We start from the raw sequence: 22,791 nt of genomic DNA on the forward strand, positions 1-22,791 counted from the left end.
ACGCCGCTGGGCCTGGCGTGGCGCCTGCACCGTGGCGCCCTGCTCGGCTGGACCATCGGGTATGCCGTGCTCGGCCTTGTCGTCGGCAGCATCGCCAGGTCCGTGGACCAGATCGCGACGAGCCCCGGCGTCGAGGAGATGCTGCGCAGCATGAGTGGCGGCCAGGGCACGCTGCTCGAGGTCTTCTTCGGCACGGAGCTGCGATTCCTGGCCATCGGCGTCGCGGGCTACGGCGTGGCCACCGCCCTGCGGCTGCGGTCCGAGGAGGGCTCCGGTCGCGCAGAGGTCGTGCTCGCGACCCCGGTGAGCCGACCCCGATGGGTCGCCAGCCACGTGCTCGTCGCGACCCTGGGCGCCCTGTGGTTGCTCGTCGTCGTCGGTGTCACGGCGGGGACGTCGGCCGCGTCCGCGAGCGAGGTCGGGATCGGCGACCTGCTGCCGGCCGCGCTCGCGACCGCTCCTGCGATCCTGCTCTGCGTGGCGCTGACGGTGCTGCTGTTCGGCGCGTTGCCGCGGTGGGCGAGTGCGGCATGGGCCCTGCTGGCGGTCTTCGTCCTGCTCGGCGAGCTGGGCGTCCTGCTGGGGCTGCCCGACTGGGCGCTGGGGCTGTCTCCGTTCGACCACCTCGGCAGCCTGCCCGGCGGCGACGCCAACGGCACCGGGCTCGCTGGGCTGCTGGTCGTGTCGCTCGCCGTGGGTGCCGCTGGTTTCGCGACCTTCCGGCGCCGCGACCTGACGACCTGATGGGCCTCGCGCCCAGCACAGGTTGGTGAAATCCGGACAGCCTGGAACCTGTCCAGATCTCACCAACCTCTGCTAGCAGGGGTTGGTGAGGTGGGTCAGGTGAGGTCGGTGCGGCCCTCGGCCTTGAGCTGGTCGACGACCGCCTTGACGTCCTGGGCGCGCTCGCGCGACATCACGAGCAGGGCGTCCGGGGTGTCGACGACCACCACGTCGTCGAGCCCCACGACGGCCACCAGCCGGTCACTCCCGGGGACCAGCACGCCGGTCGCGTCGACCAGCCGCACGGCGGAGGCGTCCCCGAGGACGTGCACCCCCGGCATACCGGCAGCCTCGGGGAGCAGGCTCCCCAGGGAGCTGAAGTCGCCCACGTCGTCCCACCCGAAGCCGCCGGGCACGACCGCGACCTTGCCCTGCTCCGCGGCGGGCTCGGCGACGGCGTGGTCGATCGCGATCTTCTCCAGTCCCGGCCACACCTCGTCGAGGCGCGAGGGGTCCTGAGCGAGCGTCCGCAGCCCCGCGGCCAGGTCGGGGTGCCACAGCGCGAGCAGGTCGAGCAGCACTCGGGCCTTGACCACGAACATGCCGGCGTTCCAGCGGAAACGTCCCGTCGCCAGGTACTCCTCGGCCCGGCTCCGGTCCGGCTTCTCGACGAACTGCGTGACGGCGCGCGCAGGCCCCTGGCCGAGAGGCGAACCCATCTCGATGTAGCCGAAACCCGTTGCGGCGTGGGTCGGTTCGATCCCGATGGTGACCACGAGGTCGAGCTGCGCGGCCTCGACAGCGGCAGCCACACAGGAGCGGAAGGCGTCCTCGTCGTCGATGACGTGGTCGGCCGCGAACGACCCGAGGACCGCCTCGGGGTCACGCGCCTCGAGCACCGCCGCAGCCCAGCCGATCGCGGCCATCGAGTCACGCGGCCACGGCTCGGCCAGCAGCTGGTCCGCGGGCAGGCCGGGCAGCTGGCGGCTCACGGCGTCCTCGTGGGCGCGCCCGGTCACGACGAGGATGCGCGCCCCGGTCAGGGGTTCGAGCCGGTCCCACGTGGCCTGCAGCAGCGACCGGCCGGTGCCGGTGAGGTCGTGGAGGAACTTCGGCGAGGAGGCTCGGGACAGCGGCCAGAGCCGGGTGCCCGCACCACCTGCGGGGATTACGGCCCAGAAGTGCTCACTGCTCGGCTCGGACATGCCCGGAACGCTAGCCCACGCACCAGCCCGTCATCCTCCCGTCACCCGACACACCCCGGTCCGTCGCCGCCCCCTCACCCGCGGTCAGGAGTCTTGAACCGTGCGGGTCGCGATCGTGTCGGAGTCCTTCCTCCCCAGCCTCAACGGGGTGACGACCAGTGTCTGCCGGGTGGCCGAGTGCCTGCGCGCGGCGGGCCACGAGGCCGTGATCCTCGCGCCTCGCCCTGCCCCCGACAGCTACGCCGGGTATGCCGTGCACGGCCTTGCGTCCGTCCCCGTCCGCCAGTTCCCGGTCGGCCTGCCGTCCGGCGAGGTGGAGGCCGCCCTGGCCGCGTTCGCCCCGGACGTCGTCCACGTGGCGTCACCGTTCGTGCTGGGGGCCAGTGCCCTGTCTGCGGCCCAGCGGCTCGGGCTGCCAGCCGTGGCGATCTACCAGACCGACATGCCCAGCTACATCGCGCAGCACGGCCCCGGGGCGGTGGGTCGCGGGGCAGCCCGAGCCGCCTGGCGGTGGGTCCGCCGGATCCACTCCATGGCCGACCTCACCCTCGCCCCGTCCACGGCGGCGCTGGCCGAGTTGGAGGCACACGGCATACCCCGCACCGCACTGTGGGCCCGCGGCGTGGACGCGGCCCAGTTCAACCCGGGCTGGCGCCTCGACGCCGGCACGCGGGCTCTGCGCCGCTCGCTGGCACCGCGAGGCGAGGTGCTGGTGGGCTACGTCGGCCGGCTCGCCCCCGAGAAGGAGCTGCACCGCCTCACCGCCCTCGCCGACGTCCCGGGGGCCCGGCTGGTGGTCGTGGGCGACGGCCCCTCCCGCGCCGAGGACGAGGCGACCCTGGCCGCCGCCGGCGTGGACGCCGTGTTCGTCGGCCGGCGCGAGGGGGACGACCTCGCGAGGGCGTATGCCGCGTGCGACCTCTTCGTGCACCCCGGCACGCGCGAGACCTTCGGACAGACCCTGCAGGAGGCGGCCGCCACCGGTCTGCCCGTCATCGCCCCCGCCCGGGGCGGCCCGCTCGACCTCGTCGACCACAGCCGTACCGGGATGCTGTTCGACCCGGACAGCGAGACGGCGCTGCGCGACTGCCTGAGCCACCTGGTCGGCGACCGGGTGAAGCGCGAGGCCCTCGGCGAGGCCGGGCGCGCCCGTGTGGCCGGTCGCTCATGGGCAACCCTCACCGACCAGCTGCTGGGGCACTACGCCGCGGCCCGGCACTCCCACACCCTCGTCGGCTGACCCTGCGCCCACCGCGGACGGCCGAGACGGGCCGCTGGTCAGCCCCAGAGGTGACTGGGCGGTAACCGGACCTGTTCCATTTCTCACAGGTGGGCCGTGCGCGACCGGACCGCCCATGCCGATAGCCTGACGGGCGAACTACGGCTGGTCCCGCCCCCTGCCCCGGCACCGGACAGCGACCGCCGTGACACTTCTGCTCGAAAGGGACGCGCAGTGGCGCAGGCAGCCAACGGGACCCTCTACCGCGGCCGCGAAGGCATGTGGTCGTGGGTGGCCCATCGCATCAGCGGGGTACTCCTCTTCCTCTTCCTGTTCGCCCACGTGCTCGACACGGCGCTGGTGCGGGTCTCCCCCGAGGCCTACAACGAGGTGATGGAGGCCTACAAGAACCCCATCGTGGGTCTCGGCGAGGCCGGGCTCGTGGCGGCCGTGATCTTCCACGCCCTCAACGGTCTGCGGATCATCGCGGTGGACTTCTGGTCCAAGGGGCCGCGGCTCCAGCGCCAGCTGTTCTGGGGCGTGGTCATCGGGTTCGTCGTGCTGTTCGCGCCCTTCGCGATCCGGCACCTGACCGTCGTGTTCACGCACTGAAAGGCCACTCACCCATGAGCGCACCCACGAGTGAGTCCACCAACTACCACGCCGGGCCCGACGCGGTCTCCAAGGCGACGTCGCGGTACCGCCGGGTCTCCAAGGGCCGCGGCAACTTCGAGCTCTGGTCCTGGGTCTTCATGCGGGCCAGCGGCGTCCTGCTGCTCGTGCTCGTCTTCGGCCACCTGTTCGTCAACCTCATGCTGGGCGAGGGCATCCACGGCGTCGACTTCGCGTTCGTCGCCGGCAAGTGGAGCAGCCCGTTCTGGCAGGTCTGGGACATGCTGATGCTCTGGCTCGGCATGCTGCACGGCTTCAACGGCGTCCGCACGATCGTCAACGACTACACCGAGAAGGACCGCACCCGGTGGGTCCTCAAGGGGCTGCTGGTCACGGCCACCGTGTTCACGATCGTGCTCGGCACGCTGGTCATCTTCACCTTCGACCCGTGCCTCGACCCGAACTCCACCCTCTCCGTGTGCGCCCGGTGACACCGGTGTCCACGATGACCTCGAACGCCGCGATCGCGAAGTAAGGAACAGCACAGATGCAGACGCACAGGTACGACGTCGTCATCGTCGGAGCGGGCGGCGCAGGCATGCGGGCAGCGCTCGAGTCGAGCAAGCGCACCCGCACCGCCGTGCTGACCAAGCTCTATCCCACCCGGTCCCACACCGGCGCGGCCCAGGGCGGCATGTGCGCCGCCCTCGCCAACGTCGAGGAGGACAACTGGGAGTGGCACACCTTCGACACGGTCAAGGGCGGCGACTACCTCGTCGACCAGGACGCTGCCGAGATCATGTGCCGCGAGGCGATCGACGCGGTCATCGACCTCGAGAAGATGGGTCTGCCGTTCAACCGCACGCCCGAGGGCAAGATCGACCAGCGCCGCTTCGGCGGTCACACGCGCAACCACGGTGAGGCCGCGGTCCGCCGCTCGTGCTTCGCCGCCGACCGCACCGGCCACATGATCCTGCAGACGCTCTACCAGAACTGCACCAAGCAGGGCGTCGAGTTCTACAACGAGTTCTACGTCCTCGACCTGCTGATGAACACCGGCGCCGACGGCATCCAGCGCGCGGCCGGTGTCGTGGCCTACGAGCTCGCCACCGGCGAGATCCACGTGTTCCAGGCCAAGTCCGTCGTCTTCGCGACCGGTGGCACCGGCAAGGTCTTCAAGACGACCTCCAACGCGCACACCCTCACCGGTGACGGCATGGGCGTGGCCTTCCGGCGCGGGATCCCGCTCGAGGACATGGAGTTCTTCCAGTTCCACCCGACAGGCCTGGCAGGTCTCGGCATCCTGCTCTCCGAGGCCGCCCGCGGCGAGGGCGGCATCCTGCGCAACGCCGACGGCGAGCGCTTCATGGAGCGCTACGCCCCCACCATCAAGGACCTCGCACCACGCGACATCGTCGCCCGGTCGATGGCCAACGAGGTGCGCGAGGGTCGCGGCGCCGGGCCCAACAAGGACTACGTCCTGCTCGACCTGACCCACCTCGAGCCGGCCCACATCGACGCCAAGCTCCCCGACATCACCGAGTTCGCCCGCACCTACCTCGGTGTCGAGCCCTACACCGAGCCGGTCCCGGTCTACCCGACCGCGCACTACGCGATGGGTGGCGTGCCGACCAACGTCGAGACCGAGGTGCTGCGCAACAACACCGACGTGGTCCCCGGCCTCTACGCCGCCGGCGAGGTCGCGTGCGTGTCCGTGCACGGCTCCAACCGCCTGGGCACCAACAGCCTGCTCGACATCAACGTGTTCGGGCGGCGGGCCGGCATCGCCGCCGCGGAGTATGCCGCGAACGCGCCGTTCGTCGACCTCCCCGCCAACCCGTCCGCGCTGGTCGACGACATGGTCGAGGGCATCCGCAGCCGCGAGAGCGGCGAGCGCGTGGCCGACCTGCGCAAGGCGCTGCAGGAGACCATGGACCGCAACGTCCAGGTGTTCCGCACGGAGGCGTCGATGAAGGAGGCGCTGGGCGTCATCGACGAGCTCAAGGAGCGCTACGCGAACGTCGTCGTCCAGGACAAGGGCAAGCGCTACAACACCGACCTGCTCGAAGCCGTCGAGCTCGGCTTCCTCATCGAGCTGGCCGAGGTCATCACCCTCGGCGCCCTGGCCCGCAAGGAGTCGCGCGGCGGTCACTTCCGCGAGGACTACGAGGCCCGCGACGACGTGAACTTCATGCGCCACACGATGGCCTACCGCGCTCCCGTCACCGCCGACACCCTCCAGTTCGCCGACGAGGTGCGCCTCGACTACAAGCCCGTGACCGTGACCCGCTACCAGCCGATGGAGCGCAAGTACTGATGACTGCCACCGCTGAGGCAGCGCCCAAGGCCGGCGCCGTCCCCTCCTTCACCGTCACCCTCAAGATCGCGCGGTTCAACCCCGAGGTCGACAGCGAGCAGCACTGGGAGACCTACGAGGTCACCTCGCACGCGACCGACCGGGTGCTCGACGCCTTGCACCAGATCAAGTGGGAGCAGGACGGTTCGCTGTCGTTCCGCCGGTCGTGCGCCCACGGGGTGTGCGGCTCCGACGCCATGCGCATCAACGGCAAGAACCGGCTGGCCTGCAAGACGCTGATCAAGGACGTCAACCCGGACAAGCCGATCACCGTCGAGCCGATCAAGGGCCTGCCCGTCGAGAAGGACCTCATCGTCGACATGGAGCCGTTCTTCGACGCCTACCGCGAGGTGATGCCGTTCCTCATCACCACGGGCAACGAGCCCACGCGCGAGCGCATCCAGAGCCAGGCCGACCGCGACCGGTTCGACGACACCACCAAGTGCATCCTGTGTGCGGCCTGCACGACGAGCTGCCCGGTGTTCTGGAACGACGGCCAGTACTTCGGCCCTGCCGCCATCGTCAACGCCCACCGCTTCATCTTCGACAGCCGTGACGAGGGCGCCGCCCAGCGTCTCGAGGTGCTCAACGACAAGGAGGGGGTGTGGCGCTGCCGCACGACCTTCAACTGCACCGACGCCTGCCCGCGAGGCATCCAGGTGACCCAGGCGATCCAGGAAGTGAAGCGGGCGCTCCTGACTTCCAGGTTCTGACCTCGGTGACCCGTCGCGACTCGTCGCGCACCCCGGAAGGGGCGCTTGCACCTCTCGCAGGCTCGTCTTACGGTGCGGCGCGCCCCTTCCGGCGCACACTCCTCGGGCTCTTGGTCGCGGCGGTCGCTCTCTCCCTGGGCGCTGCAGACGCAGGGTCCGCCGCCGGGGCGACCACGCCGAAACCCACGCCCTCGGCGACCACGCCGACGCTGCCGGTGCCGAGGGCGACGGTGGACCCGCAGGTCGCGGTGGGCGGCGAGAAGCTGGCCGGCATGGGGGTCATCGCCGACCTGCCGCCCGGAGTGCCTGCACCGCCGAAGCTGCGGAACGTCTCGTGGGTGCTGGCCGACGCGGACACGGGTGAGGTGATCGCGGCCAAGGCGCCGCACGCGCGGCTGTTGCCCGCGAGCACGCTCAAGGCACTCACCGCGCTGGTGCTGATCCCCCAGGTACCGCCGACGACGGTGGTCCGGGCCACCCCGGAGGACGCGAACGCCGACGGCACCCGGGTCGGCATCGTGCCGGGGCTGGACTACACGGCCAAGCAGCTGTTCCAGGCGCTGCTCATGGCGTCGGGCAACGACGCGGCATACGCCCTCGCGGAGGCGGGAGGCGGACGCGAGGCGACGCTCACGGCGATGAACGAGCGGGCCGCCTACCTCGGCGCGCACGACACGGTCGCGAAGGACCCCGCCGGCCTGGACGCTCCCGGTCAGACGTCGAGCGCCTACGATCTCGCGCTCATCGGGCGGGCGGCGCTGCAGGTGCCGGAGCTGCGCGGCTACGTGGCGACCAAGCAGGTGGACTTCCCGGGGCGGGTCGACCCGAAGACCAGGAAGCGGGCGACCTACAAGGTCAACAACCACAACAAGCTCCTCTACAACTACGAGGGCACCATCGGTCTCAAGAACGGCTACACGGAGAAGGCCCACCGCACCTTCATCTCGGCAGTCACGCGGGGTGGCAAGACGTACCTGCTCACCGAGATGTACGGGCTCGACGGGTCGTGGCGGCCCCAGGCGGCGATGTACGACTGGGCCTTCGCGCACGGCGACCAGGCGACTCCGATCGGTGAGCTCGTCGACCCCGGGACGGTCACGACGCCACCTGAGCTCGCACCCACCAGCCCGCCCACACTGACGGGTGCGATGCCGCCCGCCGCAGGGGACCGCTCCGCCACGAGCCCGGCGACGGTCGCCGCGGCTGCCGTGCCCCGCCTCGACCTGCTCGAGAGCCGGGCCGCACCGTGGGTCGGTGTCGTGTCACTCGGTGCGATCGTGCTGCTCCTGCTGGGGTTGTCCGCGGGCGCGCGGCGACGGCGCCAACGACCCCGCCACTGACAGGTCGCGGGGTCGGCCGGGTGGAGCCGCGTCAGCGTCGCCGGGTGAGGCTGCGTATGCCGCGGGCGAGGGTGCCGACCGCGACGGCGCCGAACACGCCGAGCACCGCGCCTGCGGCGACTGAGGTGCGGTCAGCGGCGCGCTGGCCGAAGGTGGGCAGCCCTGCGTCGGTGCGCTCCTGAATGGTCCGCAGGGGGCGCTCCTGTGGCCCCTCGGTCGCCTTGAGGGCCTGAGCCGAGCCCGGCCGGGGCACGATCGCAGCCGTGTCGAGGTCGTTGGCCGCCCACGCCGCCGAGATGAGGATGATCCGCGACATGAAGTTGAGCCACACGAGCAGGCCGACGACCGTCGCGATGGTCAGGAAGAGCGGGTTGGACGTCGTGCTCGAGAGCAGCAGGGCGCCGAACTTCTTGAGGAGGGTCAAGCCGATCCCGCCGAAGATCGCGGCGTTGCGCAAGCCCCGCCACGGCACGTCGACGCCGGTCAGGACCCGCAGCATCAGCATGATGATCGCGGCGTCGAGGAGCACACCCACCACCAGTGCGACGATCGTGAGCAGCCACGCCTGCGACTCCAGGCCGACCAGCTCGGCGGCCCACTGCGCCGCGGCTCCGGCGATGCCGCCGACGACCGCGGACAACAGGATCGCGACGCCGAGCAGGACGAGGACGCCGAGGTCGCGCAGCTTGGCGACGACGATGTTGCCCGGGGCGCCCTCGACCCCGAAGATCTGCCGGATGGCGTCGCGCAGGGCCGACAGCCAGCCCGTGCCGGCAAGGACCAGGCCGACACCGGCCACGATGCCGCTGATCGACAGGGCCGCCTTGGTCGGGGCGTTGACGTCGATGATGCCGTCAGGGTGCGACGCGGTCTTGACGAAGCCCGGGAGCATGCCGTTGATGGCGTCCTTGACCTGGTCGAGCAGGTCGGGCTGGCCGCGCAGGACGAACCCAAAGATCGTGAATGCCAGCAGCACCGCCGGGAAGACGGAGAAGAAGGCGAAGTAGCCGACCCCGCCAGCGAGCAGGTTGCCCCGGCTGTCGCCGTAACGCTTCCACGCCCGCCACGCGCCGGTCGACTGCAGGCGGGCCCACCACTGCTTCAGCGTCTGCACGTCAGGCCTCCGCAGTGCCGAGGGCGAAGGTGCGCACCGGACGCCAGACACCGTCCGAGCCGTGCTCGTAGAGGTGGAACTCGGTCACGTCGAACGTGCACTCGAAGTCGGCGAGCTCGGTGAAGGCGCGGTCGAGGTTCTCGTCCGGCACGTGGTGGGCCACCGTGACGTGCGGGTGGTAGTAGAAGTCCAGCTTGCGCTTGAGGGGCCCGCGCCGCACCCGCTTCTCGAGCAGCTCGCAGTCCGCGAGCCCGCCGGACACCTGGACGAACACGACGGGCGAGATGGGGCGGAAGGTCCCCGTGCCCCGCAGGACCATCCGGAACGGGTTGCCCTGCGCGGCAGCGCGACCCAGGTGCTCGACGGCGGAGTCGAGCTCGTCGTCGGCCAGCTCGGTGGGCGGCAGCAGGGTGACGTGGGTGGGGATGGACTCGGCGAGCGGGTCGCCGAAGGACGCCCGCTTCGCCTGCAGCATCTGTGCGTGCGGCGACGGGATGGCGATGGACACACCGATGGTGGGCACGGTCGCGACCTTACCGGGGTTGTCGTCGGGGCTCTCGGCCGCCGTCGTCAGCGAGCGCTCGGGAGCAGGCCGACGCGGCTGCGAACCCGTGCCATGGTCGCGTGGGCGACCTCCCGCGCCCGGTCCGCGCCGTCGGCCAGGATCTTGTCGAGCTCGGCGGGGTCGTCGAGCAGCTCGGCCATCCTGGTCTGGAACGGGGCCACGGCCTCGACGACGACCTCCGCCACGGCCTTCTTGAGGTCGCCGTAGCCCTGGCCCGCGAAAGCGTTCTCGAGGTCGGCGATCGGCGTGCCGGTCAGGGAGCTGTGGATGACCAGCAGGTTGGACACCCCCGCCTTGGTCTCGGGGTCGTAGCGCACCTCGGACTCGGTGTCCGTGACCGCGGACATGATCTTCTTGCGCAGCCTCGCCGGCTCGTCGGACAGCAGGAGCAGCCCCTTGTCCGGAGAGTTCGTGCCGGACATCTTTGAACTCGGGTCGGTGAGCTCCATGATCTTGGCCGAGCCCTTGACGATGTAGGCGTCGGGCACGACGAGGGCCTCGCCGAAGCGCGTGTTGAACCGCTCCGCGAGGTCACGGGTGATCTCGAGGTGCTGGCGCTGGTCCTCGCCCACCGGGACGTAGGCGGCGTCGTACATGAGGATGTCGGCAGCCATCAGCATCGGGTAGGCGAACAGGCCCACGTTGGCGTTCTGGCCCTTGGCCGTCTTGTCCTTGAACTGCGTCATGCGGCTGGCCTCGCCGAACGCCGTGAGGCAGTTCATCACCCAGCCGAGCTCGGCGTGCTCGGTGACGTGGCTCTGGCAGAACACGGCCGAGCGACGCGGGTCGACGCCACCGGCGATGAACTGGGCCGCGGTGACCCGGGTGCGGTGGCGCAGCACCTCGGGGTCGGTGGGCACCGTCAGCGCGTGCAGGTCGGCGACGAAGTAGTAGGCGTCGAAGTCGTCCTGCAGCTTGACCCAGTTCACCAGCGCCCCGAGGTAGTTGCCGAGGTGGAGGGAGTCGCTGGTCGGCTGCATCCCGGACAGGATCCGGGGCAGCACAGCGGGCGCGGACGTGTCAGGCATGCCGGCCATTCTGTCAGGTCAGGTGCATGAGGAATCCTTGGGCAGGTGAGAGCACCGGGAGCGCCAGGCCCACGTGTCCCAGCGCCGCTCCACTGACCGTGATGCCTTCCTCGAGGGCCAGGTCCCACCAGCTGGGTCCGCGTGCTTGGCTCACTGCGGGCAGCCCAGCTTCGCGACGCACTCGCAGGGTGTAGGTCCGCTCCGGGTCGAGCCCGGGCAGGGTGAGCAGGCCAGGCACCACCGAGGGACCGGTCCGGGTCCGCAGGACCGTGTATGCCGCCTGCTCGCCACCGGGCGCGACGGTGCCGGTCACGAGCAGGCCCTGCTGGTCGGGCAGGTCTGCGCGAACGAGGTCACCCGTGTGCAGGAGGGGCCGGAGCTCACGGAAGAGCGCCGACCACTCGCCCAGGGCGGTGAGCTCGTCGGGGGTGCACGTGGTGATGTCCCACTCGAGGCCGGCATGGCCCTGCAGCGCCAGGAGCATGCGGAAGGACAGGTCGATGGTGCGGTGGGTGGTGTGTGCGGTGGCGGGGCCGACATGGGTGCCCATCAGCTCGGCCGGCACCAGCAGCGAGGTCCAGCGCTGGATCTGCGCGCGCTCGAGCGCGTCGTTGCAGTCGCTGGTCCAGATCCGGTCCGTGCGGGCCAGGACCCCGAGGTCGACCCGGGCGCCACCGCTCGAGCAGGACTCGATCTCCAGTGCCGGGTGGGCAGCCCGCAGCCGGTCGAGGAGGGCGTAGAACGCGGTCGTCTGCGCGTGGACCGCGGGGCGATCGACCCCGACGGCTCCGGTCCGGACCGCCTCGTGCAGGTCGCGGTTGTGGTCCCACTTGATGAAGTCGATCCCGAGCTCGTCGACCCGGGCGCTGATCTGCTTTTCCACGTGGCTCGCTGCGTCCGGGTTGGCCAGGTCGAGCACGTGCTGGTGTCGTGAGGCACGTGGGTGGCCGGCACGGGGCCCCAGCACCCACTCCGGGTGCGCGCGCACCAGGTCGGAGTCGAGGTTGACCATCTCGGGCTCGAACCACAGCCCGAACTCCATGCCCAGACCCTTCACGTGCTCGACCAGGGGCTGCAGGCCGTGCGGCCACATGTCCTGCGAGACGACCCAGTCACCGAGCCCCCGGTGGTCGTCCCGCCGACTGCCGAACCAGCCGTCGTCCAAGACGAAGCGCTCCACGCCGATCCGCGCTGCCGTGTCGGCCAGCTCCGTGAGGCGGCCCATTTCGTGGTCGAAGTACACCGCCTCCCAGGTGTTCAGCACCAGTGGTCGGACGCCGTTGCTGTGTGTTGCCGTCGCGCGCTGGCTGCGGTGCAGCCGCCGGGACAGCCCGTCCAAGCCATCGGTGGCGTGGACGAAGACGACGTCCGGCGCCGTGTACGTCTCCCCCGGCCCGAGCCGCACCTCGCCGGGCTCGAGGAGCTCGCCGCCCCCGAGGACGGCGGCATGCACACCGGCTCCGTCGGGCAGCCGCTCGGCCAGGTGCTCGTGGTTGCCGCTCCAGGCCACGTGGACGGACCACACCTCACCGGACCGGAAGCCGAAGCCGGCCGTGCCGACGGTGAGCAGCAGGGTGGCGTCGTGACCGGTCCGCCCGCGGCGGGAGGCGCGCAGGTGGCTCCCGTCCTGGAGGCTCGACCGCTGCGGGGATCGCTCGCGGCACCAGCGACCGGTCAGGTCGAGGACCTCGGTGGCCCGGGACGGCAGCGGCAGCAGGGCGCGCAGGGCGCCGAGGTCCAAGGGCGCCTCGTCGCTGTCGTGGTCAGCGGTGTTGGTGACCGACAGCGACACCCGCAGGACGCCGTGCACGTCGAGGCTGTGGCGCACCACGACCCGGGTTGCACCATCGAGCGCCGTCGCCGTGAACGACTCCTCCTCCTGTGTGGTCGTCACCGACCAGCGGGGCGCTGCCGAACCGCCGCCCCGGTGCGTGGCATAACCGGGCGTGCCCAGCCAGCCGTCGCCGGTGGTGGGCAGGAGGGTCAGGCGCCACGGCTCGTCGAGGGCGTTGTGCGGAACCGGCCCACTCACGAGGCCGACGAGCTGGGACACGGCCTCGTCAGGCAGGTCGGCACCCCAGTGCAGCACTGTCGGCAGGCCCTCTTCGGGGACCTCGTAGACGAGGCACGTGCCAGCGGACCGCAGGACGATGGTCTGCGACTGTGAGGTCATCCCTTGGTGGCTCCGAGGGTCAGGCCCGCGACGAACTGCTTCTGCAGGAGGAAGAAGACGACCAGGGTCGGGATGGCGATGACGACCGAGCCTGCGGCGACCAGGTTGTTGTCGGTGAAGAACTGGCCGCGCAGGTTGTTGATCGAGCTGGTGATGGGGTACTTGTCCCCGGACTGGAGGAGGACCGTCGCCCAGAAGAACTCGTTGTAGATCCAGGTGACCTCGAGAGTCGCAAGGGCCGCCAGCGCCGGCCGGCACAGCGGCAGGGTCAGCTGGAGGAACTGGCGTAGCACCCCGGCTCCGTCGACGACCGCCGACTCGTAGAGCTCCCGCGGCAGGGCCTTCATGTAGTTGGACAGGACGAACGTGCAGAAGCCCGTCTGGAACGCGACGTTGACCGCGATCAGGCCCCAGTAGCTGTCGAGCAGGGTGCCCGAGCCACTGAACCAGAACGGCACCTCGACAGCGCGGAACATCCGGTACACGGGGATGAGCAGCGACTGGGGTGGCAGGAGGTTGGCCGCGGTGAACAGGCCGAGCAGCGCCAGGTTGAACCTGAACGAGAACCGCGCGACGACGAAGGCGACGCAGCAGGACAGGAACAGGGTCAGCAGCACGGCGGGAATGGTGACGATCGCCGAGTTGAGGAAGTGCCGCGTGAAGTCACCCTGCTCCCAGGCGTGCTTGTAGTTGTCCAGCGTGAAGCCGCCCCACGACACGTAGCCGTGCTGAGCGGTGAAGGCATAGTCGCGGAACGAGTTGACCAGAGCGAGGACGAGCGGCCCGAGCCAGAGCAGCGACACCGCCAGGAGGAACAGGGGAACGCCCCAGCGCGTCCCGCCCTTCGGCCCGCCCTCACGGGGCTTGCTCGTGAGGGTCTGGGTGGTCGCGGTCGTGGTGGTCATGAGTCCTCCCGCATGATGATGCGCAGCTGGATGGCGATGAAGATGGACGAGAAGACGAGCATGATCGTGGCGAGGGCCGAGCCGAAGCCGATGCGGCTCGCCTCCCCGACCACGTTCTGCACCACCAGTGCGCCGATGAGCTCCAGCCCGTTGCGGCCCTTGTTGATGACCCAGACCAGGTCGAAGGCCCGCAGCGACTCGATGACCGTGACGGTGAGGACGATCATGTTGATCGGGCGCATCACCGGGAAGATCACGCGGAAGAAGATGGACTTCTCGCTCGCGCCGTCGACCCGGGCGGCCTCTCGCAGGCTGGGGTCGACACCCTTGAGGCCCGCCAGGTAGAGCAGCATGATGTAGCCCACGTGCCGCCAGGTCTGCGCCACGAGCACGGCCCACAGGTTGACGTTCGCGTCGCCGTACCAGTCGGTCGTGCCGCCGGTCATCGCGTTGAGGATGCCCTGGTCGCGGCTGTAGATGAGCTGCCACATGAAACCGACCAGCGCGGTGGAGAGCACCACCGGCATGTACAACGTGGTCTGGTAGAAGCGGCTGCCGCGGACACCCTTGTCGATGAGCACTGCCAGGAACATCCCGAACGGCGTCGCGATCAGGAACATCACCGCGAACCAGATGATGTTGTGGCGGATCGCCGGCCAGAACGGCGGGTAGATGGACGCGACGTCCGAGTAGTTCTTGAGGCCCACCAGCTTGGCCCCGCTGACCGGGCCGATGCCGTCCCAGTTGGTGAAGGAGAGCAGCACCGACCCGATCGCGGGCACCCAGACGAGAGCGACGACGATGGCGGTCGGCACGAGCACCATGAGTGAGACCACCGCCCGGTCCCGGCCCGAGACCTGGTTGATTCCCTTGTACTTCGACACGCCGAGATCCCGTCGTCGACCCACGCCTCAGGAGGCGAAGATGCTCTTCTTCTGGTTCTCAATGCTGTTGCAGAGCCCGTCGATGTCCTTCGGGTTCTTGATGAAGGACTGGATCGCCGGGATCATCACCGTCGAGGCGAAGTCGGGGCGTGTGTCGCGGTCCATGAACTGGGCGATCGACTTGGCCGACTTCACGAACTCGACCGACTTCTTCTGCAGCGCCGTGTAGCCGGCCTGGTCGGCCTGGTCGTTCGTGGCGATCACGCTCGGGTCGGCCTTGACCGCGATGCCCTGCGCCTGCGCACCGCCGAGGTAACCGAGGAGCTTCTTGGCGCCGGCCTCGTTCTTGGGCCGCTTGCTCAGCATGTAGCCGTCGATCGGTGCCTCGATCGCGTCGCTGCCGATCGTGCTGTCGATCTCCGGGAAGGTGAAGAAGTCCAGGTCGTCCTGCTCGGCACCGGCCTTGAACTGCTGGGCCACGAAGGACCCGAGCAGGTAGGTGCCGCCCTTGCCCTGCTGCAGGGTCTGGGCCGCTTCCTGCCAGGTACGACCGAGGGAGTCGGCCTGGTGGAGGTCCAGGATCCCGGCCCACGTGTCGAACACCTTCTTCACCTTGTCGCCGTTCCAGGGCTCCTTGCCGGCCATCAGGTCGACGTGGAACTGGTAGCCGTTGACCCGGAGGTTGAGCTGGTCGAAGGTGCCCATGGCCGGCCAGCCGTCCTTGTCGCCGAATGCGATCGGCACGAGGCCGTCCTTCTTCATCGTCGCGCCGAGGGTCTTGAACTCGTCGAGCGTCTTGGGCACCGCGTACCCGTGCTTCTCGAACACGCTCTTGCGGTAGAAGAGGGCCCACGGGTAGTAGGTCGAGGGGACGAAGTACTGCTTGCCGTCGTCGCCGGTCGACGCCGTCTTGAGCGCGTCCGACATCCCGCCGAGGTTCTTCCAGACGTCGCTGACGTCACCGGCGAGCCCCTTGCTGGCGAAGAAGCGCATCCGGTAGCCGGAGAACCAGGTGAAGACGTCGTCCGGCGAGCCCTGGAGGTAGTTGTTGATGTTCTCCTGGAAGGAGTTGTGGTCGATCGTGTTGATCTTGACCGTCAGACCCGAGTTGGCCTTCTGGAAGGCGTCCATCACGGACTGGACGGCTGCCTTGGGCACGGCGTCGGACTGGTTGGACCCGAGGGTGACCGTGCCGGTGGCCGCGCCGCCGGAGCTGCCGCTGTCTCCGCCGCACGCGGCGAGCAGCGAGGGGGCCGTCAGGAGAGTGCCGGCGCCGATCGCGCCGCGCAGGAGGGTCCGGCGGCTGACACCGCGGACAGAGGCAGGGACGAGGCTGGCGAGGTACTCGGCCTCTGAGGTCGGGCGGGTCATTTCGGTCTCCTTTGACACGGTTCCACCGGCGAGATGGCTAGTCCGTCATCGGACAGATTCGATCAAAAACCATCAACAACAACCGAGGATGAACGTGGCCCCGGCCGATGTCAAGCGTTTCAGCGGGCGGTCTTTAATCGTTACCTACCAACGGAATCCGTGAAGCGAGGGCCATGCAACGTTGTAAATGCTCATTTCGGGTGCGCCAGTCTCCTCGCTCGCCCAATGTCGTTTTTTGTTGACATCTGTTCCGGCGGAGGACGACACTGTCGGCCATGCGTCAGTGGCCGAGCCGTCGAATCGCCCTGGGAGGCGACTACAACCCCGAGCAGTGGCCCCGGGAGGTCTGGTCCGAGGACATGGAGCTCATGCGGGAGTCGGGGGTCTCGTTCGTCACGCTCGGCGTCTTCTCCTGGTCGTGGCTCGAGCCCGCCAAGGGCGAGTACGACTTCGCCTGGCTCGACGACATCATGGGCCTGCTCCACACCCACGACATCGCCGTGGACCTGGCCACCGCCACCGCCACCCCGCCACCGTGGCTGTCAGCTGCGCACCCGGAGATCCTGCCCGTGGACCACGAGGGTCACACGCTCTGGCCCGGCAGCCGGCAGGCGTGGTGCCCGAGCTCGTCCCTCTACCGCGACTACGCGCTCGCCCTCACCACGCAGCTCGCCCAGCGCTACCACGACCATCCCGCCCTGGCCATGTGGCACGTCTCGAACGAGTACGCGTGCCACAACATCCCGTGCTACTGCGACAACTGCGCCGCCGGCTTCCGGGCGTGGTTGAAGGTGCGCCACGGGACCCTCGAGCACCTGAACGACGCGTGGGGCACGGCCTTCTGGAGCCAGCGCTACACCGACTGGCAGCAGATCCTGCCGCCCCGCCTCACCACGACGTTCGGCAACCCGACGCACGTCCTGGACTACAAGCGGTTCCAGTCCGACACCCTGCTCGACTTCCACCGCAGCGAGAAGGCGATCCTCGCCGAGCTGTCGCCGGGAGTCCCCGTGACCACGAACTTCATGACGCTCGCACACTTCGACCACCTCGACTACCACCAGTGGGCGCCCGAGCAGGACGTCATCAGCACGGACCACTACATCGTGAACGCGCTCGAGCACCCGAGGGCTGAGCTGGCCTTCAGCGGCGACCTCACCCGCGGTCTTGCCGGCGGCGCGCCGTGGATGCTCATGGAGCACTCGACGAGCGCTGTCAACTGGCAGCCGGTCAACCCCGCGAAGGCACCCGGACAGACCGTTCGCGACAGCCTTGCCCACGTGGCCCGTGGCGCCGACACGCTGGGCTTCTTCCAGTGGCGGCAGTCGCTGGCCGGGTCCGAGAAGTTCCACTCGGCGATCGTGCCGCACGCGGGTCGTGACAGCGCGCGGTTCCGCGAGGTGGTCCAGCTCGGTCAGGTCGCCCAGCGACTGGGTGAGGTCGTGGGGTCGCGAGTCCAGTCCGAGGTCGCCATCCTGTGGGACTACCAGGCCCAATGGGCCGCCTCCGGCCCGGCGATGCCGTCGAGCGAGCTCGGCTACACGACCACACCCCACGCGGTCCACCGGGTCCTGCGGGCTCGCGGCGTCACGGCTGACGTCGTGCATCCGAGCGCGGACCTCACGGCATACAAGGTCATCGTCGTCCCCACGCTGTACCTGGTGAGTGACGAGCACGCGGCCGCGGTGGCGGACGCGGCGGACGCCGGAGCACAGGTGCTGGTGACGTTCTTCTCGGGGATCAGCGACGAGGCGGACCACGTTCGACTGGGCGGCTACCCCGGTGCCTTCCGCGACCTGCTCGGGGTGCGGGTCGAGGAGTTCTTCCCCCTCGTGGACGGCGAGGAGGTGTCCGTCGGTGGCGGCACCGGTCGTCGATGGAGCGAGGACGTCGCTGCCGTCGACGCCGAGGTGCTCGACCGCTATACCGACGGACCGCTGGCGGGACGCCCTGCGATCACGCGGCGTGACGTCGGGGCGGGCGCTGCGTGGTACCTCAGCACGCTGCTCGACGACGCCTCGCTCGGCGTCCTGCTCGACTCCGTGATGGGCGCAGCAGGGGTCGCGCCGGCGGCCGACGTGCCCGAGGGGGTCGAGGCGGTGCGCCGCACGAGCGGTGAGGGGTCATGGCTCTTCCTCGTCAACGACACGGACCGGGACCAGTACATCGCGGTGACGGGTCACGACCTCGTCGCCGACCGTCCGTTCGGGCCGGACACCGCCCTTGCCGCCGGTACGGTGGCCGTCGTCAGGGAGGCCTAGTGCTCGCCAGCCAGCGCCGCGCCACCATCCTCGGCCTGGTCGAGGACCGGGGCGCCGCGCGCGTCTCTGAGCTCGTCGACCAGCTCGGCGTCTCTGACATGACCGTGCGCCGCGACATCGAGCAGCTCGCCGCCGAGGGCCTGGTCGAACGCGTCCACGGCGGTGCGCTGTCCATCGGCAGGCGCAGCAGCGAGGAGCCCGGGTTCACCGCGAAGTCCGCACTGATGCAGCTGCAGAAGATCGCCATCGCCCAGGCCGCCGCCCAGCTCGTCGAGCCCGGCGCGGCCATCGGCATCTCCGCCGGTACGACGACGTACGAGTTCGCGCGCGCCGTGCGGGACGTCCCGGACCTGACCGTCGTGACCAACTCTGTCCCCGTGGCGCAGCTGCTCCACGAGTCCGGTACGCCCGGTCAGACCGTGGTGCTCACCGGCGGGGTTCGCACACCGTCCGACGCCCTGGTCGGTCCTGTCGCCGTCGCAGCCTTGCGGATGCTGCACGTCGACCGGCTGTTCCTCGGGGTGCACGGCATGGACGCCCGCGCTGGACTCACCACGCCGAACCTCGTCGAGGCCGAGACGAACCAGGCCCTCGTCGACACTGCGCGCCGGATCTGCGTCCTGGCCGACCACACCAAGTGGGGCACGGTCGGCCTGAGCACCATCATCCCCCTGTCCGAGGTGGACCTGCTGGTGACCGACGCCGGACTCACGCCCCGGGCCCGCAAGTCCGTCAGCGACTCCGGGGTCGAGATCGTCCTCGCCACCCCCACCACCACCACCGGGATGCAGCGGTCACAGCGGAGGCAGGCATGACGGCGCGGCGCACCAGCCGCCGGCTCGCCGACGGGCGCGAGATCATCTACTTCGACGAGTCCCCGGGGGCGCCGGAGCGCATCGCAGAGGACACCCGCCCGCTGGGCGAGCGGGCCGCGTCGGGAGAGATCCGGCACGATGCCCTCACGGGCGACTGGGTCGCCGTGGCCGGGCACCGCAACGACCGCACCTTCCAGCCCCCCAAGCACGAATGCCCCCTGTGCCCCACAGGGACCGGCAGCGTCCCCTCCGAGGTGCCGGAGGCGGCCTACGACGTGGTGGTCTTCGAGAACCGGTTTCCCTCGTACTCACCGGTTTCCGATCACGCCGCAGCAGGGAGCGCTGGCGACCTCGTCCAGAGCCGCCCGGCCCTCGGCCGCTGTGAGGTCGTCTGCTTCACCAGCGACCACGAGTCGACGTTCGCAGACCTCACCCCCGAGCGGACCCGAACCGTCATCGACGCCTGGGCAGATCGCACCGAGGAGCTGGGTGCAGCCCCTGAGATCGAGCAGGTCTTCTGCTTCGAGAACCGGGGCCAGCAGATCGGCGTCACGCTCAGCCATCCGCACGGTCAGATCTACGCCTATCCCTACGTGCCGCAACGATCTGCCGCCCTCCTGGCGCAGGCGACCGCGCACCACGCCCGGACCGGCCGGCTCCTGGGAGCTGACATCCTGGCGGCCGAGCTGGCTGCCGAGGAACGGGTCGTCATCGACACCGACCACTGGACCGCCTATGTGCCCTTCGCCGCACGATGGCCCGTGGAGGTGCACCTCGCCCCGCGCCGGGACGTCCCGGACCTGCCGTCACTGACCGACGCGGAGCGCGACGACCTCGCCCGGGTCTACCTCGACCTCATGCAGCGGCTTGACCGCTACTACGTCGCCAAGGAGGGCAGTCCGATCCGGCTGCCCTACATCGCCGGGTGGCACCAGTCCCCCTCGCGCCAGGGCCGTGACGTGTCACGGCTGCACCTGCAGGTGATGTCGGTGCTGCGTTCGCCCAAGAAGCTCAAGTACCTCGCCGGCTCCGAGTCCGGTGTGGGTGGTTGGGTCAACGACGTACCACCGGAGCAGATCGCGGCCCGGCTCCGCGACGTCGCATCATGAGCGCCGACGTGGCATCCCAGCTGTTCCGCGACACCTTCGGCGCGCCGCCTGAGGGCATGTGGTCGGCGCCCGGTCGCGTCAACCTCATCGGTGAGCACACCGACTACAACGCCGGGCTCTGCCTGCCGATCGCCCTGCCGCAGCGCACCTTCGCGGCCGTGCGCCGACGCGACGACGACCTCGTCCGGATCGTGTCCGCCCAGGGCGACGGCGTGGTGGAGGTCGCCCTCGACGACGTCGCCCCGGGTCGCCCGGGTGGGTGGGCTGCCTACGTCGCCGGTGTGCCCTGGGCCCTGCGCCGGGCCGGGTATGCCGTGTCCGGCCTCGACGTGGCCGTGGACGGCCGCGTGCCGCTGGGTGCCGGGCTGTCGAGCTCGGCGGCCCTGGAGTGCGCCGTGGGCGCCGCCGCCTCGGATCTCGGCGACCTCGGCCTGATGTCGGACGCTCGTGGCCGGGCGGCGCTCGCCGCGGCCTGTGTCGATGCCGAGAACACGATCGCCCAGGCCCCTACCGGGGGCATGGACCAGTCGGCCTCCCTCCTCGCCACCGCTGGCCACGCGCTCCTGCTGGACTGCCGCGACCAGCACACCGAGCAGGTGCCGTTCGACCTCGAGGCCGCGGGGCTCGCGCTCCTCGTCGTCGACACCCGCGCAGAGCACGCCCTCGTCGACGGGCAGTACGCCGAGCGCCGTGAGTCGTGCGAGCGGGCCGCCGCCGAGCTCGGGGCCGAGAGCCTGCGCGAGGTGGACCCGAGCACCCTCGGGCAGTCGCTTGCCGCCCTCTCCTCAGATCTGTTGCGCCGCCGCACGAGGCACATCGTCACCGAGATCGCGCGGGTCGTCGCCGCCCGGGAAGCGTTGGCAGACAATGACTTCGAGACCCTCGGGCGCCTCTTCCTCGAGTCCCACGCCTCGATGCGCGATGACTTCGAGATCTCCGTCGCCCAGCTCGACACCGCCGTCGAGGCGACCGTCGACGCCGGAGCGCTCGGGGCCAGGATGACCGGTGGTGGATTCGGCGGGTCCGCTATCGCCCTGCTGCCGGCTGAGCGCGTCGAGGCGGCGACGACCGCGGTCGAGCAAGCCTTCAGCGCGCGCGGTTTCCACGCACCACGGTGCTTTGCCGTCACAGCATCAGCCGGCGCGGCGCGCGAGTCCTGAGGGCCCTGTCCCGAGGGTCCTTCGCGACAGGGATCATGGGAGCGAGGGTCAGTGGGCCGGCACCTGCACGACGTCGTAGTCCGTCCCGGCCGGCGCAGGCGCGCCGAGCGGAGGCGGGAAGCCCAGGTCGAACCGGGCGTTGACGACGACGATCCGGTCGCCCTGGACGTCCATCGTGGTCGGGATCCGGAACAGGTCACTCTGGGTCACCCGGGCCAGCGTCCCCGAGGACAGGTCGGCGGCCAGGTCCAGCTCCACGACCCGGTTGGCGAAGTTCTCCACGACCCACAGCGTCCTGCCGCGCAGCAGGATGCCGTCGGAGACACCGGACGGCACGGCGCCCGCCGGCAGGTCGATCGCGGTGCTGGTGCCCGAAACCGGGTCCACGGTGTACATGCCGCCGAGGAGCGTGTGGCCCACGACGAGCAGGTGGCCGGACTCCGTGGCGTCGATGCCGTTGAGGCCCGGGAAGCCGAGGTTCGCCCCAGCGGGCCCGGTGACGGCGAGCTCGTGCGGCGCCCCCACCGCCCCGCCCGACCCCAGGGGCACGACGAACAGCCGCGGCGTGAACGAGTCGGTGACGTAGACCGCGTCGGACGTGACGACCAGGTCGTTGAGCAGGGACGCTCCGGGCGGAGCCACCGCGACGTCGGCGAGGGTGGCGCCGGTCCGCGTGTCGTACGCGAAGACCCGGCCGCTCAGACCTCCGGCGACCCAGAGCCGGTCGCCCGCGACCTTCATGCCGGCCGCCTGCATCCCCGGCGGGGTGCCGGGCGGGTTCGCTCCCTGGCCGAGCGGCGGGCGATCCACCAGGATCCGTCCCGCGCCGGTGCGCAGGTCACCGGTGTAGATGTCGCCGTCCCACAGGGAGCCGGCGAAGAAGGTGTTGCCGTGCCCGACCGCGACCCCCTCCGGTGCGAAGTCGTCCGGCAGGGGCACCGACGGAGGGAAGGGAGCGGCAGCGGCGCCGAGGGACAGCGAGGCGGCGGCCAGCAGGGCGGTGACAGCGGAGATGCGGTTCATGGCGACCTCTTCAGGTGGGGGACCCTGCCTCCCACCGGGCTATCACGGGACCCCTGCCGAGGGATCCGCCAACTGGACTAGGCCCGGCGGTCGCCCGGCATGGGGCCGACGACAGGCTCGAGCCCACCACGACGGGCAGCAGCGCGGATTCCGTTGACGTTGGCCGAGATCAGACGCGCCCACCATTCTCCGTCTCGCCCCTGACACCAGCGCAC

Annotated in this window: 19 protein-coding genes and 1 pseudogene; 11 read left to right on the top strand and 9 right to left on the bottom strand. The window is 70.3% G+C overall.

The genetic code is table 11. The features are described from left to right. A pseudogene (locus AC1DV7_RS06490) lies at positions 1 to 744 on the top strand (ABC transporter permease); the annotation flags it as partial. Positions 745 to 839: 95 nt separating this feature from the next. Here AC1DV7_RS06490 and AC1DV7_RS06495 read toward each other — a convergent pair. Next, the gene (locus AC1DV7_RS06495) at positions 840 to 1,928 is read right to left on the bottom strand and encodes a mannose-1-phosphate guanylyltransferase (protein WP_477595755.1); all 1,089 of its coding nucleotides are present in this window, start codon (positions 1,926 to 1,928) and stop codon (positions 840 to 842) included. Positions 1,929 to 2,028: 100 nt separating this feature from the next. Here AC1DV7_RS06495 and AC1DV7_RS06500 point away from each other — a divergent pair, with 100 nt between their 5' ends. The 6 genes from AC1DV7_RS06500 to AC1DV7_RS06525 all read left to right on the top strand — a co-directional run bounded on the left by AC1DV7_RS06500 (position 2,029) and on the right by AC1DV7_RS06525 (position 8,168). Beyond that, positions 2,029 to 3,168 carry a glycosyltransferase family 4 protein gene (locus AC1DV7_RS06500; RefSeq protein WP_477595757.1) on the top strand — a complete coding sequence of 380 codons (1,140 nt, stop codon included), beginning with the start codon at positions 2,029 to 2,031 and terminating at the stop codon, positions 3,166 to 3,168. Between the two features lie 213 nt (positions 3,169 to 3,381). Then, positions 3,382 to 3,759, top strand: a complete 378-nt coding sequence (gene sdhC, locus AC1DV7_RS06505) for a succinate dehydrogenase, cytochrome b556 subunit (RefSeq protein WP_477595759.1) — start codon at positions 3,382 to 3,384, stop codon at positions 3,757 to 3,759. Between the two features lie 14 nt (positions 3,760 to 3,773). Continuing rightward, positions 3,774 to 4,250, top strand: a complete 477-nt coding sequence (locus AC1DV7_RS06510) for a succinate dehydrogenase hydrophobic membrane anchor subunit (RefSeq protein ID WP_477595761.1) — start codon at positions 3,774 to 3,776, stop codon at positions 4,248 to 4,250. Between the two features lie 56 nt (positions 4,251 to 4,306). After that, a complete protein-coding gene (sdhA, locus tag AC1DV7_RS06515; protein ID WP_477595762.1) occupies positions 4,307 to 6,076 on the top strand; it encodes a succinate dehydrogenase flavoprotein subunit in 1,770 nt (589 codons plus the stop codon). Continuing rightward, on the top strand, positions 6,076 to 6,828 hold the full coding sequence (locus AC1DV7_RS06520; protein ID WP_477595764.1) for a succinate dehydrogenase iron-sulfur subunit: 753 nt from the start codon (positions 6,076 to 6,078) through the stop codon (positions 6,826 to 6,828). The genes sdhA and AC1DV7_RS06520 overlap by 1 nt, the downstream gene beginning before the upstream one ends. A gap of 215 nt (positions 6,829 to 7,043) precedes the next feature. After that, positions 7,044 to 8,168, top strand: coding sequence for a D-alanyl-D-alanine carboxypeptidase family protein (locus AC1DV7_RS06525; protein WP_477595766.1), 1,125 nt, complete (start codon positions 7,044 to 7,046; stop codon positions 8,166 to 8,168). A gap of 31 nt (positions 8,169 to 8,199) precedes the next feature. Here AC1DV7_RS06525 and AC1DV7_RS06530 read toward each other — a convergent pair whose 3' ends face one another. The 7 genes from AC1DV7_RS06530 to AC1DV7_RS06560 are packed head-to-tail and all read right to left on the bottom strand — an operon-like array spanning position 8,200 to position 16,208. Beyond that, complete coding sequence (locus AC1DV7_RS06530) at positions 8,200 to 9,282, bottom strand: YihY/virulence factor BrkB family protein (RefSeq protein ID WP_477595768.1); 1,083 nt, start codon at positions 9,280 to 9,282, stop codon at positions 8,200 to 8,202. Position 9,283: 1 nt separating this feature from the next. After that, positions 9,284 to 9,805, bottom strand: a complete 522-nt coding sequence (locus AC1DV7_RS06535; protein WP_477595770.1) for a 2'-5' RNA ligase family protein — start codon at positions 9,803 to 9,805, stop codon at positions 9,284 to 9,286. A 47-nt stretch (positions 9,806 to 9,852) separates the two neighbouring features. Then, positions 9,853 to 10,884: a tryptophan--tRNA ligase gene (trpS, locus tag AC1DV7_RS06540; protein WP_477595772.1), complete on the bottom strand. Its 1,032-nt coding sequence runs from the start codon at positions 10,882 to 10,884 to the stop codon at positions 9,853 to 9,855. Positions 10,885 to 10,888: 4 nt separating this feature from the next. Continuing rightward, positions 10,889 to 13,048: an alpha-galactosidase gene (locus AC1DV7_RS06545; RefSeq protein ID WP_477595774.1), complete on the bottom strand. Its 2,160-nt coding sequence runs from the start codon at positions 13,046 to 13,048 to the stop codon at positions 10,889 to 10,891. Beyond that, positions 13,045 to 13,953 carry a carbohydrate ABC transporter permease gene (locus AC1DV7_RS06550; RefSeq protein WP_477595776.1) on the bottom strand — a complete coding sequence of 303 codons (909 nt, stop codon included), beginning with the start codon at positions 13,951 to 13,953 and terminating at the stop codon, positions 13,045 to 13,047. The genes AC1DV7_RS06545 and AC1DV7_RS06550 overlap by 4 nt, the downstream gene beginning before the upstream one ends. Beyond that, on the bottom strand, positions 13,950 to 14,837 hold the full coding sequence (locus tag AC1DV7_RS06555) for a carbohydrate ABC transporter permease (RefSeq protein WP_477595778.1): 888 nt from the start codon (positions 14,835 to 14,837) through the stop codon (positions 13,950 to 13,952). The genes AC1DV7_RS06550 and AC1DV7_RS06555 overlap by 4 nt, the downstream gene beginning before the upstream one ends. Positions 14,838 to 14,864: 27 nt before the next feature. Next, the gene (locus tag AC1DV7_RS06560; RefSeq protein WP_477595780.1) at positions 14,865 to 16,208 is read right to left on the bottom strand and encodes an ABC transporter substrate-binding protein; all 1,344 of its coding nucleotides are present in this window, start codon (positions 16,206 to 16,208) and stop codon (positions 14,865 to 14,867) included. Between the two features lie 275 nt (positions 16,209 to 16,483). Between AC1DV7_RS06560 and AC1DV7_RS06565 the strand changes: the two genes are divergently transcribed. From AC1DV7_RS06565 to galK, 4 genes are read left to right on the top strand one after another with little or no spacing between them, the layout of a single operon-like run. After that, positions 16,484 to 18,469: a beta-galactosidase gene (locus AC1DV7_RS06565; RefSeq protein WP_477595782.1), complete on the top strand. Its 1,986-nt coding sequence runs from the start codon at positions 16,484 to 16,486 to the stop codon at positions 18,467 to 18,469. After that, complete coding sequence (locus AC1DV7_RS06570) at positions 18,469 to 19,284, top strand: DeoR/GlpR family DNA-binding transcription regulator (protein WP_477595784.1); 816 nt, start codon at positions 18,469 to 18,471, stop codon at positions 19,282 to 19,284. The genes AC1DV7_RS06565 and AC1DV7_RS06570 overlap by 1 nt, the downstream gene beginning before the upstream one ends. Next, on the top strand, positions 19,281 to 20,393 hold the full coding sequence (gene galT / locus AC1DV7_RS06575) for a galactose-1-phosphate uridylyltransferase (RefSeq protein WP_477595786.1): 1,113 nt from the start codon (positions 19,281 to 19,283) through the stop codon (positions 20,391 to 20,393). The genes AC1DV7_RS06570 and galT overlap by 4 nt, the downstream gene beginning before the upstream one ends. Then, a complete protein-coding gene (gene galK, locus AC1DV7_RS06580; RefSeq protein WP_477595788.1) occupies positions 20,390 to 21,553 on the top strand; it encodes a galactokinase in 1,164 nt (387 codons plus the stop codon). Before galT ends, galK begins: the two co-directional genes overlap by 4 nt. Before the next feature lie 48 nt (positions 21,554 to 21,601). On the opposite strand, the gene AC1DV7_RS06585 is transcribed toward galK, so the two are convergent. Next, positions 21,602 to 22,576 (bottom strand): NHL repeat-containing protein, encoded by a 975-nt coding sequence (locus AC1DV7_RS06585; RefSeq protein ID WP_477595789.1) that lies wholly within the window; start codon positions 22,574 to 22,576, stop codon positions 21,602 to 21,604. Positions 22,577 to 22,791: the final 215 nt, after the last annotated feature.

The sequence above is a fragment of the Pedococcus sp. P2_E4 genome, from assembly GCF_056403935.1.